The sequence below is a fragment of the Pluralibacter gergoviae ATCC 33028 = NBRC 105706 genome, from assembly GCF_001598855.1.
Taxonomy (GTDB): domain Bacteria; phylum Pseudomonadota; class Gammaproteobacteria; order Enterobacterales; family Enterobacteriaceae; genus Pluralibacter; species Pluralibacter gergoviae.
In genome coordinates, this window is sequence record NZ_BCZS01000015.1 from 1 (window position 1) to 13,401 (window position 13,401).

The 13,401-nt window shown below is 62.8% G+C and carries 10 protein-coding genes; 7 read left to right on the forward strand and 3 right to left on the reverse strand.

Annotated elements, in window-relative coordinates; translation table 11 throughout:
* Positions 1-285 precede the first annotated feature (285 nt).
* Positions 286-948, reverse strand: coding sequence for a fructose-6-phosphate aldolase (fsa, locus tag ENGE1_RS15375; protein WP_048253132.1), 663 nt, complete (start codon positions 946-948; stop codon positions 286-288).
* 134 nt (positions 949-1,082) lie between these two features.
* Between fsa and ENGE1_RS15380 the strand changes: the two genes are divergently transcribed.
* The 5 genes from ENGE1_RS15380 to ENGE1_RS15400 all read left to right on the forward strand — a co-directional run bounded on the left by ENGE1_RS15380 (position 1,083) and on the right by ENGE1_RS15400 (position 7,237).
* On the forward strand, positions 1,083-1,982 hold the full coding sequence (locus ENGE1_RS15380; protein ID WP_048253131.1) for a glycyl-radical enzyme activating protein: 900 nt from the start codon (positions 1,083-1,085) through the stop codon (positions 1,980-1,982).
* A 4-nt stretch (positions 1,983-1,986) separates the two neighbouring features.
* Entirely contained in the window at positions 1,987-4,419 is a 2,433-nt protein-coding gene (locus ENGE1_RS15385; protein ID WP_043084947.1) for a formate C-acetyltransferase/glycerol dehydratase family glycyl radical enzyme, read from the forward strand.
* A gap of 115 nt (positions 4,420-4,534) precedes the next feature.
* The gene (locus tag ENGE1_RS15390; protein WP_048253130.1) at positions 4,535-5,350 is read left to right on the forward strand and encodes a Cof-type HAD-IIB family hydrolase; all 816 of its coding nucleotides are present in this window, start codon (positions 4,535-4,537) and stop codon (positions 5,348-5,350) included.
* A 140-nt stretch (positions 5,351-5,490) separates the two neighbouring features.
* Positions 5,491-6,756: a DUF1479 domain-containing protein gene (locus ENGE1_RS15395; RefSeq protein ID WP_048253129.1), complete on the forward strand. Its 1,266-nt coding sequence runs from the start codon at positions 5,491-5,493 to the stop codon at positions 6,754-6,756.
* Positions 6,757-6,892: 136 nt separating this feature from the next.
* The gene (locus ENGE1_RS15400; protein ID WP_043084958.1) at positions 6,893-7,237 is read left to right on the forward strand and encodes a carboxymuconolactone decarboxylase family protein; all 345 of its coding nucleotides are present in this window, start codon (positions 6,893-6,895) and stop codon (positions 7,235-7,237) included.
* Between the two features lie 36 nt (positions 7,238-7,273).
* Here the strand turns inward: ENGE1_RS15400 and ENGE1_RS15405 are convergent, their stop codons facing one another.
* Positions 7,274-8,374 (reverse strand): LacI family DNA-binding transcriptional regulator, encoded by a 1,101-nt coding sequence (locus tag ENGE1_RS15405; protein WP_071883415.1) that lies wholly within the window; start codon positions 8,372-8,374, stop codon positions 7,274-7,276.
* A gap of 242 nt (positions 8,375-8,616) precedes the next feature.
* On the opposite strand from ENGE1_RS15405, the gene ENGE1_RS15410 reads away from it, so the two are divergent.
* Both ENGE1_RS15410 and ENGE1_RS15415 read left to right on the forward strand, forming a co-directional pair.
* Positions 8,617-9,921, forward strand: a complete 1,305-nt coding sequence (locus ENGE1_RS15410) for an MFS transporter (RefSeq protein ID WP_048253128.1) — start codon at positions 8,617-8,619, stop codon at positions 9,919-9,921.
* A 17-nt stretch (positions 9,922-9,938) separates the two neighbouring features.
* Positions 9,939-12,305 (forward strand): glycoside hydrolase family 31 protein, encoded by a 2,367-nt coding sequence (locus tag ENGE1_RS15415; RefSeq protein ID WP_048253127.1) that lies wholly within the window; start codon positions 9,939-9,941, stop codon positions 12,303-12,305.
* Positions 12,306-12,348: 43 nt separating this feature from the next.
* Here the strand turns inward: ENGE1_RS15415 and cobT are convergent, their stop codons facing one another.
* On the reverse strand, positions 12,349-13,398 hold the full coding sequence (gene cobT / locus ENGE1_RS15420; RefSeq protein ID WP_043084966.1) for a nicotinate-nucleotide--dimethylbenzimidazole phosphoribosyltransferase: 1,050 nt from the start codon (positions 13,396-13,398) through the stop codon (positions 12,349-12,351).
* Positions 13,399-13,401 lie beyond the last annotated feature (3 nt).

Genomic DNA, 13,401 nt, shown 5'->3' on the forward strand with positions numbered 1-13,401 from the left:
AGCCGCCGCTCCCTTGACAATCCCGGCTCCCGGCAACAAAAATCGCCGCTGCGCGGAACCTCAGATTCTGACATCTGGCTTTCGGGTACGGGCGCGATGCAACATCCCTGTAAGTCGCGCCCTCAGCCCGCATCCCTGCGGGCTGCCCCGGCCAGACGTCAGAATCTGAGGCGATTTTTAGCCGGAATTTAAAACCCTCAGCCGGGATAAGCGTCTGCCTGATTTCTCCAATGAACTGAAGAGTTGTGTATAAGAGACAGCCCATGAGGGAGAGAGCGCACCCGGCTACAGCCCCCGCCTGCCGAACGCTCCTTCCCACTCCACCGCAAACTTCTCTACCGCCGCGTCCACCGCCGGCGAGGCAATCATCTGCTGCGCGACATCAAGCGGCAGGGTAATCGCCTGGCAGCCCGCCAGCAGGCAGTCCAGCGCCTGGCGCGGAGTCTTAAAACTCGCCGCCAGCACCTTCGCCTGCGGGGCGTGCAGCGCCAGCAGCTGCTGAAGCTCCTCCACGCTGCGGATACCGCTGCCGCCCTGGGCGTCGATGCGATTAACGTAGGGCGCGACATAGTCCGCGCCGGCCAGCGCCGCCATCAGTCCCTGGGCCGCGCCGTACACGGCGGTGCCGAGCGTCGGGATGCCCTCCTGCTTAAGCATCTTAATCGCCGCCAGCCCCTGCGCCGTCACCGGCACCTTGACCACGATATCCGTCACCATGCCGCGCAGCCTTTTGGCCTCGGCCACCATCTCATCGGCATCGTTCGCCAGCACCTGGGCGAACAGCCTGCCCTGCCCGCCCAGCGCGTCGCGCAGCGCGGGCAGCAGCGCGTCGAGCGGCCTGCTGCCCGCGGCAACAATGCTCGGATTGGTGGTGACGCCCGCCAGCGGGAAAATGCGCGCCAGCCAGCGCACGGCCGCGACGTCCGAAGTATCAAGATAGAGTTCCACAGCAGATTCCTTTATGTGAGTTATTTTGCATGGCTTAAAAATAGCACGCCGCTACCGCTCGTTTAGTTGATAAACATCAAAATAACCTTCATTCGAAAGTTATTTAATCTTTATATGAAACAAGAGGGCGAGCTATGATTTTTAACATTCAGCGCTATTCCACCCACGACGGCCCCGGCATCCGCACCGTGGTTTTTATCAAGGGCTGCTCCCTGGGCTGCCGCTGGTGCCAGAACCCGGAGAGCCGCTCGGCGGCGCCGGATCTGCTCTACGACGCCCGCCTGTGCCTCGACGGCTGCGATCTCTGCCAGCAGCAGGCTCCTGAGGTCATCGAGCGAACGCTGAACGGCCTGCTGATCCACCGCCAGAAGCTGACCCCGGAGGCGCTTGCCGCCCTCACCGACTGCTGCCCGACGCAGGCGCTGACGGTCTGCGGTGAGGAGAAGAGCGCCGACGAGATTATGGCTACCGTCCTGCGTGATAAACCGTTTTACGACCGCAGCGGCGGCGGGCTGACGCTTTCCGGCGGCGAGCCGTTTATGAACCCGGATCTGACGCTGGCGCTGCTGAAGGGCGCCCATGAACGGGGCATCCATACCGCCGTAGAAACCTGCCTGCACGTGCCGTGGAAATATATCGAACCCGCGCTGCCCTATATCGACCTGTTTCTCGCCGATCTTAAGCACGTTGACGCCGCGACGTTCCGCCAGTGGACCGACGGCTCGGCGAAGCGCGTGCTGGATAACCTCAAGCGCATCGCCGCGGCGCAAAAGCCGATGACTGTCCGCGTGCCGCTGATCCCGGGCTTCAACGCCGACGAAGCCGCTATCGACGCCATTACCGACTTTGCCGCCCGCGAACTGAAGGTGCGCGAGATCCACTTTCTTCCCTATCACACTCTGGGCATCGGCAAATATACCCTGCTGGATATGCCCTACTCTGCCCCTGATAAGCCGCTCGATGCTCCGGCGCTGCTGGACTACGCCCAGCGCATCGCCGGCGAAAAAGGCCTGACTGCGACGCTACGAGGATAAGACCATGACCCAACTGAAGCTCGACACGCTCACCGACCGCATCACCGCGCACAAGCGCGCGCTGGTCCACATCGTTAAGCCGCCGGTGTGCACCGAGCGCGCCCGCCACTATACCGAGGTGTATCAGCAGAATATGGACAAGCCGCTGCCGGTGCGCCGCGCGCTGGCGCTGGCCCACCACCTGGCGGCGCGCACCGTGTGGATCAAACACGACGAGCTGATCGTCGGTAACCAGGCAAGCGAAGTGCGCGCCGCGCCTATCTTCCCGGAGTACACGGTAAGCTGGATCGAAAAAGAGATAGACGATCTCGCCGACAGGCCCGGCGCGGGCTTTGCGGTCAGCGAAGAGAACAAGCGCGTGCTGCATGAAATTTGCCCGTGGTGGCGCGGTCAGACCGTGCAGGACCGCTGCTACGGGATGTTTACCGACGAGCAGAAGGCGCTGCTGGCGACCGGCATCATCAAGGCCGAGGGCAACATGACCTCCGGCGACGCCCACCTGGCGGTGAACTTCCCGCTGCTGCTGGAGAAGGGGCTCGACGGTCTGATTGAAAAAGTGGCCGAACGCCGGTCGCGCATTAACCTGACGGTGCTTGAGGATCTGCACGGCGAGCAGTTCCTCAAGGGCATTGATATCGTGCTCAAGGCCGTCAGCGCGCACATTGCGCGCTACGCCGCGCTGGCCCGCGAGATGGCGGCAGCCGAGCCGCGCGCCGCCCGGCGCGATGAGCTGCTGGCCATCGCCGACAACTGCGAGCTGATTGCCCACCGGCCGCCGCAGACCTTCTGGCAGGCGCTGCAGCTGTGCTACTTCATCCAGCTGATCCTGCAGATCGAATCCAACGGCCACTCGGTCTCCTTTGGCCGCATGGACCAGTACCTCTATCCGTTCTACCGCCGCGACGTGGAGCTGAGCGGTTCGCTGGACAGGGAACAGGCCATCGAGCTGCTGCACGGCTGCTGGCTGAAGCTGCTGGAGGTCAATAAAATCCGCTCCGGCTCCCACTCGAAGGCCTCGGCGGGCAGCCCGCTGTATCAGAACGTGACGATCGGCGGCCAGACGCTGATTAACGGCGAGCCGATGGACGCAGTTAACCCGCTCTCCTACGCCATTCTGGAGTCCTGCGGCCGCCTGCGCTCCACCCAGCCGAACCTCAGCGTGCGCTACCACGCCGGAATGAGCGGCGACTTCCTCGACGCCTGCGTGCAGGTGATCCGCTGCGGCTTCGGGATGCCCGCGTTTAATAACGATGAAATTGTTATCCCGGAATTTATCAGGCTCGGCATCGGGAAAGCCGACGCCTACGACTACGCCGCCATCGGCTGCATCGAAACCGCCGTCGGCGGCAAGTGGGGCTACCGCTGCACCGGCATGAGCTTTATCAACTTCGCCCGCGTGATGCTGGCAGCGCTGGAGGGCGGACGCGATGCCACCAGCGGCAAGGTGTTCCTGCCCCAGGCGCAGGCGCTGTCGCAGGGCAACTTCACCGACTTTGAGCAGGTAATGGCGGCCTGGGACACGCAGATCCGCTACTACACCCGCCGGTCGATTGAGATCGAGTACGTGGTGGATACCATGCTGGAGGAGAACGTACCGGATATTCTCTGCTCGGCGCTGGTGGACGACTGCATCGAGCGGGCGAAAAGCATCAAACAGGGCGGCGCGAAGTACGACTGGGTTTCCGGCCTGCAGGTGGGGATCGCTAACCTCGGCAACAGCCTGGCGGCGGTGAAGAAACTGGTCTTCGATCAGGGCGCTATCGGCCAGCAGCAGCTCGCCGCTGCGCTGGCGGAAGATTTCGCAGGGCTGACCCACGAACAGCTGCGCCAGCGCCTGATCAACGGCGCGCCGAAGTACGGCAACGACGAAGACAGCGTCGACGCCCTGCTGGTGCGCGCCTATCAGACCTATATTGACGAGCTGAAGCAGTACCGCAACCCGCGCCACGGCCGCGGCCCGATCGGCGGCGGCTACTACGCGGGCACCTCCTCAATCTCCGCCAACGTGCCGTTCGGGGCGGCCACCATGGCGACGCCGGACGGCCGCAGGGCCCGCACGCCGCTGGCGGAGGGCGCCAGCCCCGCCTCGGGCACCGACCACCTCGGGCCGACGGCGGTGATTGGCTCCGTCGGGAAACTGCCCACGGCGGCGATTCTGGGCGGCGTACTGCTCAACCAGAAGCTCAACCCGGCGACGCTGGACAACGACGCCGACCGCCAGAAGCTGATGGCGCTGCTGCGCACCTTCTTCGAGGTGCACAAGGGCTGGCACATTCAGTACAACATCGTCTCGCGCGAGACGCTGCTGGCGGCGAAGCAGCACCCGGACCAGTACCGGGATCTGGTAGTGCGGGTCGCGGGCTATTCGGCGTTCTTTACCGCACTCTCGCCGGACGCGCAGGATGATATTATTGCGCGGACGGAGCATACGCTGTAACCGGCCGGCTCCTCTCTGAAACGGAGAGGAGCCGCTTTCATTCGAAATAAATTTGTGCTCTTCGTCACAATCTCTCTACAATACTCCCGGTCGCAGTTACACCAGGAGCCCCCGTATGACCGTAAAAGTTATCGTCACCGATATGGACGGAACTTTCCTCAACGATGCCAAACAGTACGATCGCCAGCGCTTTATGGCGCAGTTTGCGCAGCTCAGGCAGCGCAACATCGAATTTGTGGTTGCCAGCGGCAACCAGTACTGGCAGCTCGTCTCTTTCTTTCCGGAGATTCAGGATCGGATCTCCTTCGTCGCCGAGAACGGCGCGCTGGTGTATCAGCACGGCCAGCAGCTGTTCCACGGCGAGCTGACCGCGCGCGAGTCGCAGCAGGTGCTCGCGGAGCTGATCAAGGATCCGCAGCTGAATTTTGTTGCCTGCGGGCTAAACAGCGCTTATATCAGCGATAAAGCGCCGCCGGCGTTCGTCGAGCTGATGTCGAAGCACTACCACCGCCTGCAGCCGGTGGCCGACTACCGGCAGATTGACGACGTGCTGTTTAAGTTCTCCCTCAATCTGCCGGACAGCCGCATCCCGGAGCTGGTGGAGAGCCTGCACCGCTCGCTGGACGGCATTATGAAGCCGGTGACCAGCGGCTTCGGCTTTGTCGACCTGATTATCCCCGGCCTGCATAAAGCCAGCGGCATCAGCCGCCTGCTGAAGAACTGGCATCTGTCACCCGGGCAGTGCGTGACCATCGGCGACAGCGACAACGATGCGGAGATGCTGAAGATGACGACGTACTCTTTTGCCATGGGCAACGCCGGCGAAAACATTAAGGCGATAGCCCGCTTCGAAACCGACGACAACAACCGCGACGGCGCGCTGAATGTGATTCAGGCGGTGCTTGATCGCGCCTCTCCGTTTGACGCCTGATCCCTGACCGGAGCACCGGCTCCGGCCCCTTTTCTGCTGCCGATGCCTCAATGCAAGTTTTTTAACTTGCATTAACTTTATTTTAACCTAAATTATCATACGCAAATTAAATTAGTTTCGAATGAAATAAAGAGGCGCGTATGACTCCCACATTTACCCACGCTCAACTCCCGGCGGATCCCCCCGCGGCCATCCGCGCAATGAAGCAGGCGCTGCGCGCGCAGATTGGCGATGTACAGGCCGTATTTGCCCGGCTCTCTACCCGGATAGCATCCCGGCTGGCGGAGATCGACGCGCTGAAGGCCGCCGGTCAGCCGGTCTGGCCGGAAATTGCCTTTGCCGATATCGCCCGCGGTAGCGTCAGCGAGGCGCAGCGGCAGGCCATTCGCCGCCGGGGCTGCGCGGTTATCCGCCAGCATTTTCCGCGCGAACGGGCGCGGGGATGGGATCGCGAGATGATGGCCTACCTCGAGCGCAACCATTTCGGCGAGATTTATAAGGGGCCGGGAGATAACTTTTTTGGCACCCTCAGCGCATCGCGTCCGGAAATCTATCCCATCTACTGGTCCCAGCCGCAGATGCAGGCCCGCCAGAGCGATGAAATGGCGGCGGCGCAGTCGTTTCTTAACCGCCTGTGGCGCTTCGATTCGCAGGGCCGTCAGTGGTTCGATCCCGACATCAGCGTCATCTATCCGGACCGCATCCGCCGCCGTCCGCCGGGCACCACCTCGAAAGGGCTTGGGGCGCACACGGACTCCGGGGCGCTGGAGCGCTGGCTGCTGCCCGCCTATCAGCAGGTATTTGCCAGCGTGTTTAACGGCAATATTGATGCCTACGATCCCTGGGACGCCGCTCATCGCACCGAGGTGGAAGAGTACGCGGTGGATAACACCACCAAATGCTCGGCGTTTCGCACCTTTCAGGGCTGGACGGCGCTCTCAGACATGATCCCCGACCAGGGGCTGCTGCACGTCGTTCCGATCCCGGAAGCGATGGCGTACATTCTGCTGCGCCCGCTGCTGGACGACGTGCCGGAGGACGAACTGTGCGGGGTCGCGCCGGGCCGGGTACTGCCCGTCTCTGAGCGCTGGCATCCGATGCTGATGCGCGCCCTGACGTCAATTCCGGCGCTGGAGGCCGGGGATTCCGTGTGGTGGCACTGCGACGTCATACACTCCGTGGCCCCGGTCACGGATCAGCAGGGCTGGAGCAACGTGATGTATATTCCCGCTGCTCCGCTGTGCGCGAAGAATCTGGCCTATGCTGAACAGGTCAGGGACGCGCTGGCGGCGGGCGCCTCCCCCGGCGACTTTCCTCGTGAAGACTACGAGGCAGACTGGGAGGACCGCTTTACCCCCGGCGCACTTAATGCGCACGGGCGGCGCGCGCTGGGGATGGCGGAGTAGCACTCCCCGAAGCGACAGTTAAGACACAATACGGCTTTTCTGTTCCGGCCTGACGGCGTACTGTCTCATAAGCGGCACGGCGATAACGCCGCGCCATCGCGTTATTTCTCAGACAAAAAACCAGAAGGAGTTCGCCATGTTTTTAAACTGGAGTGAATACCGTAGCACCCTGTTCGCCACCCTCGGCAAATTCGCCAAAATGCAGCCTGAGTTTATGAAAGGCGTACAGCAGATGGATAAAGGCGTTTCGGAACATCAGCACCTCGATCCAAAGACCCACGAGCTAATCGCCCTGGCCGTCGCGGTGACCACCCGCTGCGACGGCTGCCTCTCGGTTCACGTTGACGCCGCCGCGAAGCACGGCGCCACCCGCGAAGAGATTGCCGAGGCGCTGGCCGTGGCGATTAACCTGAACGCCGGTGCCGCCATGGTGTACACCGCCCGCGCCCTCGACGTTTACGATAACCTGCCGCAAAAATAGCGCAGCCAACGGCACTGCACAGGTGCCGTCTTCGCCTTACTCATCATACAGTCCTTCCCGCGCCACCGCCGTGCGCCCCCCGCCCGGCCTGATCCTCCTGACCGATTCCCGCACGGCCAGCGCGCCGTGCAGCAGCAGCGTTCCCGCCGGGGCCTCCGGGCGCAGCAGGCGCTGCTGCAGCATCTGCACCGCCTCGCTACCCAGCTCATCGCGCGGGACGTGAACGGCGGTCAGGGGCACGTCCTGAATGGCGGCGAGGTTAAAGCCGTCGATGCTCATTACCGAGATATCCTGCGGCACGCGCAGGCCGCGCTGCTGCAGGGCGTCGATGGTGCCCGCCGCCATAAAGTCGCCGCCGACCAGAAAGGCGGTGGGCAGCGGCCTGTCGCCGCGCGCGTCCAGCCAGGCGGTGACGGCGTCGCAGGTCTCTCTGGCGCTGAAACTCGGGGTGGTGATGACGTCGCGCTGGGCCTGAAAGCGCAGGTTGCTGGCCTGCCACGCTTCCCGGATGCCGGCCAGACGCAGTTCCATGGTGTAGCGCCGCAGGCAGAGGACGTTGACCACGCTGCGGTGGCCCATGTCGAACAGATAGCGGGCGGCAAACTGGCCGATAAGCCGGTGATCCGGGGCGACGGAGGGCAGGCGCATCCGCGCGTCCCGGCAGTTAATCAGCACGCAGGGTTTGCCGACGTCGGCGGCCAGGTCGTGAATATGCGGATCGTCGATGCCCAGCAGGATCGCCGCCTGGGTTTCCGGCTCGTTGATGCGGGCCAGAAACAGGTTGGCGTCGGCGTCGTTCTCCTCCAGCGCGCAGTAGCGCAGGCGCACCTCGTGCGGCGCCAGCGCCTTGCTGATGCTCTGCACCACGCGGTAGTAAAAGATGTCCGAGCGCTCGTCAAAAGCGCGCTGCGGGGCAAACACCAGCAGGCTGTTGAGCAGCATTCGTCCCGCAGCCATACCCTCCATCACGCCCAGCTCGCGGGCGCAGGCCAGCACCTTCGCGCGCGCCCTTTCGCTGGTATTGGCTTTTCCGGCCAGCACGCGGGAAACGGTGCTGGCCGACAGCCCGGTGCGGGCGGCGATATCGACGATTTTGAGCTTTTTATCCAATTTGTGATCTGACTCGAATTTGAAAATGAAAAAATTTTCATCGCCAAAGAAAGCGCTATTTTAGCTGCCTCAAGCGCTCTCTTTTGTGTCGGCGTCGGCAGTTATGAAAATTTTTGCAAATTTACCGCTACAGCCCACCGGCCTGATGTTCTAACGTCAGGCTGTCCGACAACTTCCATACAAGTCATCAATGTCGGGCAATAAAAACAGGTTTGGTGTAACAACTTTCGAACATCCCCTGTCCCTGTAGCCGACTCACGGAGAACGCGATGAGCCAGAATATCAATAATGAGATAGCCGTCAGCAAAACCCGGCGGGTGGTGAAAAACCTCCGCTGGTGGATGCTGGTGCTGTTCCTGCTGGGTGTTACCGTCAACTACATCACCCGCAACTCGCTGGGCATTCTTGCCCCCGAGCTGAAAACCGAGCTGGGCATTACCACCGAGCAGTACTCGTGGATTGTCGGCGCCTTTCAGCTCGCCTATACCCTTTTTCAGCCGATCTGCGGCTGGCTGATCGACGTGATTGGCCTCAAGCTCGGCTTCGCCATCTGCGCGGTCCTGTGGGCCGCTGCCTGTATCGCCCACGCGGGCGCCGGTAACTGGCTGCACATGGCCCTGCTGCGCTTCGGCATGGGCGCATCGGAAGCGGCGGCCACGCCCGCCAACGCCAAAACCATCGGCGAGTGGTTTCCCAAGTCCGAGCGCCCGATTGCCGCCGGCTGGGCGGGCGTCGGCTTCTCCATCGGTGCGATGCTGGCGCCGCCGATTATCTACTTCGCCCACGCCTCCTTCGGCTGGCAGGGCGCGTTTATGTTTACCGGCCTCCTGGCGCTGGTGTGGGTGGCGCTGTGGTGGGCCTTCTACCACAGCCCCAACAAACACCCGAACCTGAGCAAAGAGGAGCTGGCGTTTATCCAGCAGGATAACGAGGCTGCGCCGGTTAAGCTGCCCTTCTTTACCGCCCTGCGCGCCATCGGCAAGAACAAGCGTTTCTACGGCATCGCCATTCCGGCCTTTATGGCCGAGCCCGCCTGGGCGGTGATGAGCTTCTGGGTGCCGCTGTATCTGGCGAAAGCCTACGGCATGGATCTCAAGCAGATCGCCCTCTTCGCCTGGCTGCCGTTTCTCGCCGCCGACCTCGGCAGCGTCGCCAGCGGCTATCTGACCAGACTCTACGTGCGCGTTTTCGGCTGTACCCGGGTGAACTCGATTGTCGCCTCGTCCATCACCGGCGCGTTTCTGATGATCTCCCTCGCGGTGATGGCCTTTACCAGTAATCCCTACGTGGCGATTGCGCTGATCTCCGTCGGCGGCTTCGGGCACCAGATTATCTCCTGCATGCTGAGCGCGCTGGTGGTGGAGTCCTTTGATAAGGGCCAGATGGCCACCGTCAACGGCATGCGCGGCTCGGCGGCGTGGATCGCCAGCTTTCTGTTCTCGCTGATTATCGGCGTCACCGCCGACACCATCGGCTTCAACCCGCTGTTTATTGCCATGGGTTTCTTTGACCTGATTGGCGCTCTTTTCCTGGTGGCATTTATTGCTGAACGCCGCGCCGCTACGCGCGCCTGAGAGTGGATGTATAAATAATGAAGACCTTAAAACACTGGACCCTTGAGAAACACGCCGCCCATCACGCCGAGCTGAAGGTCGACGGTCGGCACACTCTGTGCCTGTACGTGCTGGAAGAGAACCTGTTCCGCGTACTGCTCAAGCGTAACGGCGAACTGGCGCTGGACCGCACCTGGAGCATTGCGCCCGGGCAGGACGTGCCGTGGGAGGGCCGCCCGCGCGAGGATCTCAGCGGCTTCAGCCTGCCCGCCTGGACCCTGACGCAGCAGGACGACAGCCTGACGATCGCCACCGAACAGCTTAAGCTCACCGTCCACCAGCCGCTGTGGCTGGAGTGGCACTACAAAAACGACGCGGGCGAGTGGCAGTATCTCACCGCGGACCGCCCCACCAGCGCCTATCTGGTCAACGCCCACGGCGACGGCGTGGCCCACTACCTTAAGCGCCAGAAGGACGAGCGCGTCTACGGCCTCGGCGAGAAGGCGGGCGATCTGCAGCGCACCGGCAGGCGCTACGAGATGCGCAATCTCGATGCGATGGGCTACAACGCGGCGAGCACCGATCCGCTGTATAAGCACATTCCGTTCACCATTACCCGCCGGGACGACGTCAGCCTGGGGCTGTTTTACGACAACCTCAGCAGCTGCTGGCTGGATCTGGGCAACGAGCTGGATAACTACCACACCGCCTACCGCCGCTGGCAGGCGGAAGCGGGCGATATCGACTACTACCTGTTTACCGGACGCCGGGTGCTGGACGTCACCAAAGCCTTCGTGCGCCTGACCGGTAAAACCCTGTTCGGGCCGAAATGGAGCCTCGGCTACAGCGGCTCGACCATGCACTACACCGACGCGCCGGACGCCCAGAATCAGCTGATGAACTTTATCCGCCTGTGCGACGAGCACGCTATCCCGTGCGACTCTTTTCAGCTGTCATCGGGCTATACCTCGATTAACGGCAAGCGCTACGTCTTTAACTGGAACTACGACAAGGTGCCGCAGCCGAAGGCGATGAGCCAGGCGTTCCACGACGCGGGCCTGCGGCTTGCGGCCAACATCAAGCCGTGCCTGCTGCAGGATCATCCGCGCTACGGCGAGGTGGCGGAACGCGGTCTGTTCATTCAGGATTCAGAGGCCAACGCGCCGGAGCGCTCGGTGTTCTGGGACGATGAAGGTTCGCACCTGGACTTCACCCATCCTGAAACCGTTGCCTGGTGGCAGGAGGGCGTTACCACCCAGCTGCTGGAGATGGGCATTGATTCAACGTGGAACGATAACAACGAATATGAAGTCTGGGACGGCGAGGCGCGCTGCCACGGCTTCGGTCAGGAGATAGCGATCAAGCATATCCGCCCGGTGATGCCGCTGCTGATGATGCGCGCCTCGATGGAGGCGCAGCAGAAATTTGCCCCGGAGAAGCGCCCGTACCTGATCTCCCGCTCCGGCTGTGCGGGGATGCAGCGCTACGTCCAGACCTGGAGCGGCGATAACCGCACCAGCTGGGAGACCCTGCGCTACAACACCCGCATGGGCGTAGGCATGAGCCTCTCCGGCCTATTCAACGTCGGCCACGATGTCGGCGGCTTCTCCGGCGACAAGCCGGACGCGGAGCTGTTCGTGCGCTGGGTGCAGAACGGCGTAATGCACCCGCGCTTTACCATTCATTCGTGGAACGATGACCATACCGTCAACGAGCCGTGGATGTACCCGGCCATTACGCCGTGCGTTCGCGCCGCGATTGAGCTGCGCTACCGCCTGCTGCCCTATCTTTATACCCTGCTGTGGCAGGCCCACGCCGACGACGAGCCGATGCTGCGCCCGACCTTCCTCGACCACGAGCACGATGCGCAGACCTTCGAGGAGACCGATGATTTCCTGCTGGGCCACGATCTGCTGGTGGCAAGCGTGGTTGAGCCGGGCCAGCGCCGCCGCCCGGTGTGGCTGCCCGCCAACGAAAGCGGCTGGTACGACTTCTACACCGGAGAGTGGTTCTCTGGCGGCCAGTGGATAACCGTTGACGCCCCGCTGGAGAAACTGCCGCTGCTGGTGCGCGCCGGGGCCGCCCTGCCGCTGAGCGACCGCATCAGGCACGTGAAGCCGTCGGAGGATACCTTCCGCGAGCTGAAGCTGTTCCCGCGCAGGGGCGCGGGCTGCGACAGCGGAATGCTGTTTGAAGACGACGGCGAAAGCTGGGGCTACAAAAACGGCGACGCGCTGTGGCTGACGTGGGAGATGGTCTGCGACGCCAGCACCGTCAATCTGCAGGTCAGTACGCGCGGCGACTGGCGTCCGGCGTGGAAGGCGCTGAAGGTAACCCTGCCCGCCGGCGAGCGGCGCAGGCTGCTGATTAACGGCGTGGAGGCCGATACCTGGAAAATAGGTTAATCCCGCCCGGAGCGCCTGCCAGACGGCAGGCGCTCTTTTCAGATCAGGCCGGAAGATCGATCCCGCTGTGCGAAAGCATCCCCATCTGGCTGTACATTGCGCACGCCGCATCGATGACCGACATGGCCAGCGCCGCACCGCTCCCCTCGCCGAGACGCATTTCAAGATACAGAAACGGCGCCATGCCGAGCGCATCCAGCGCAAGCTTAGCGCCCCGCTCCGCCGAGAAGTGAGAAGGGATACAGTAGGATTTGACGCCCGGCGCTATCTGGCACGCGGCAAGCGCGGCGGCATAGGAGAGAAAGCCGTCCAGCACTACGGGCAGGCCGCAGGCGGCAGCCCCCAGTATCACCCCGGTCATGCCGGTAAGATCGAATCCTCCCACTTTCGCCAGCACGTCCACACCGTCCCCGGCATCGGGCTGGTTAACCTCGATGACTTGGCGTACGACGGATTCTTTGTGGCGCAGCTGCTGCAACGGCAGGTTCGCACCGGGGCCGACAACGTCGCGGGGGTCGCTGCCGGTCAGCACGCTAATGATGGCCGAGGCCGGGGTAGTGTTGGCAATCCCCAGCTCGCCCACCCCAAACACGGCGATCCCCTGCGCAGCGCGCTCCCGGACCAGAGAGGCACTTTTGAGCAGCAGTTGCTCAGCCTCCCCGCGTGACATCGCTGGCCCGCGGGCAATGTTGCCGCAGCCGCGGGCAATCTTCAGGCTCAGCATACCGGGGATAGGATCGCAGTCGATACCTATATCCACGGGCAGCACCGACGTTCCGCTGCTGCGGGCAAGAACGCAAACCCCTGTTACCCCTTGCTGCATATTCAGCGCCTGCAGCCGGGTAACCTCACGGGGAGAAATTGCCACGCCTTCAGCATAAACCCCGTGATCGGCGCACATGACGATAATCTCTTTACGCAGGCCGTCGAGCTCAGCGATCCCCGGCATTCCGGCTATCTGTATCGCCAGCTCCTCAAGCCGTCCCAGACTGCGGGTCGGCTTCACCAGTCCATCAATATGGCGCGCGGCCTGCTGCATTTTTTGCGCGTCAAGCGGCGCGATGGCCGCCGTCAGCTGTTGTAGTGTCCACATCTG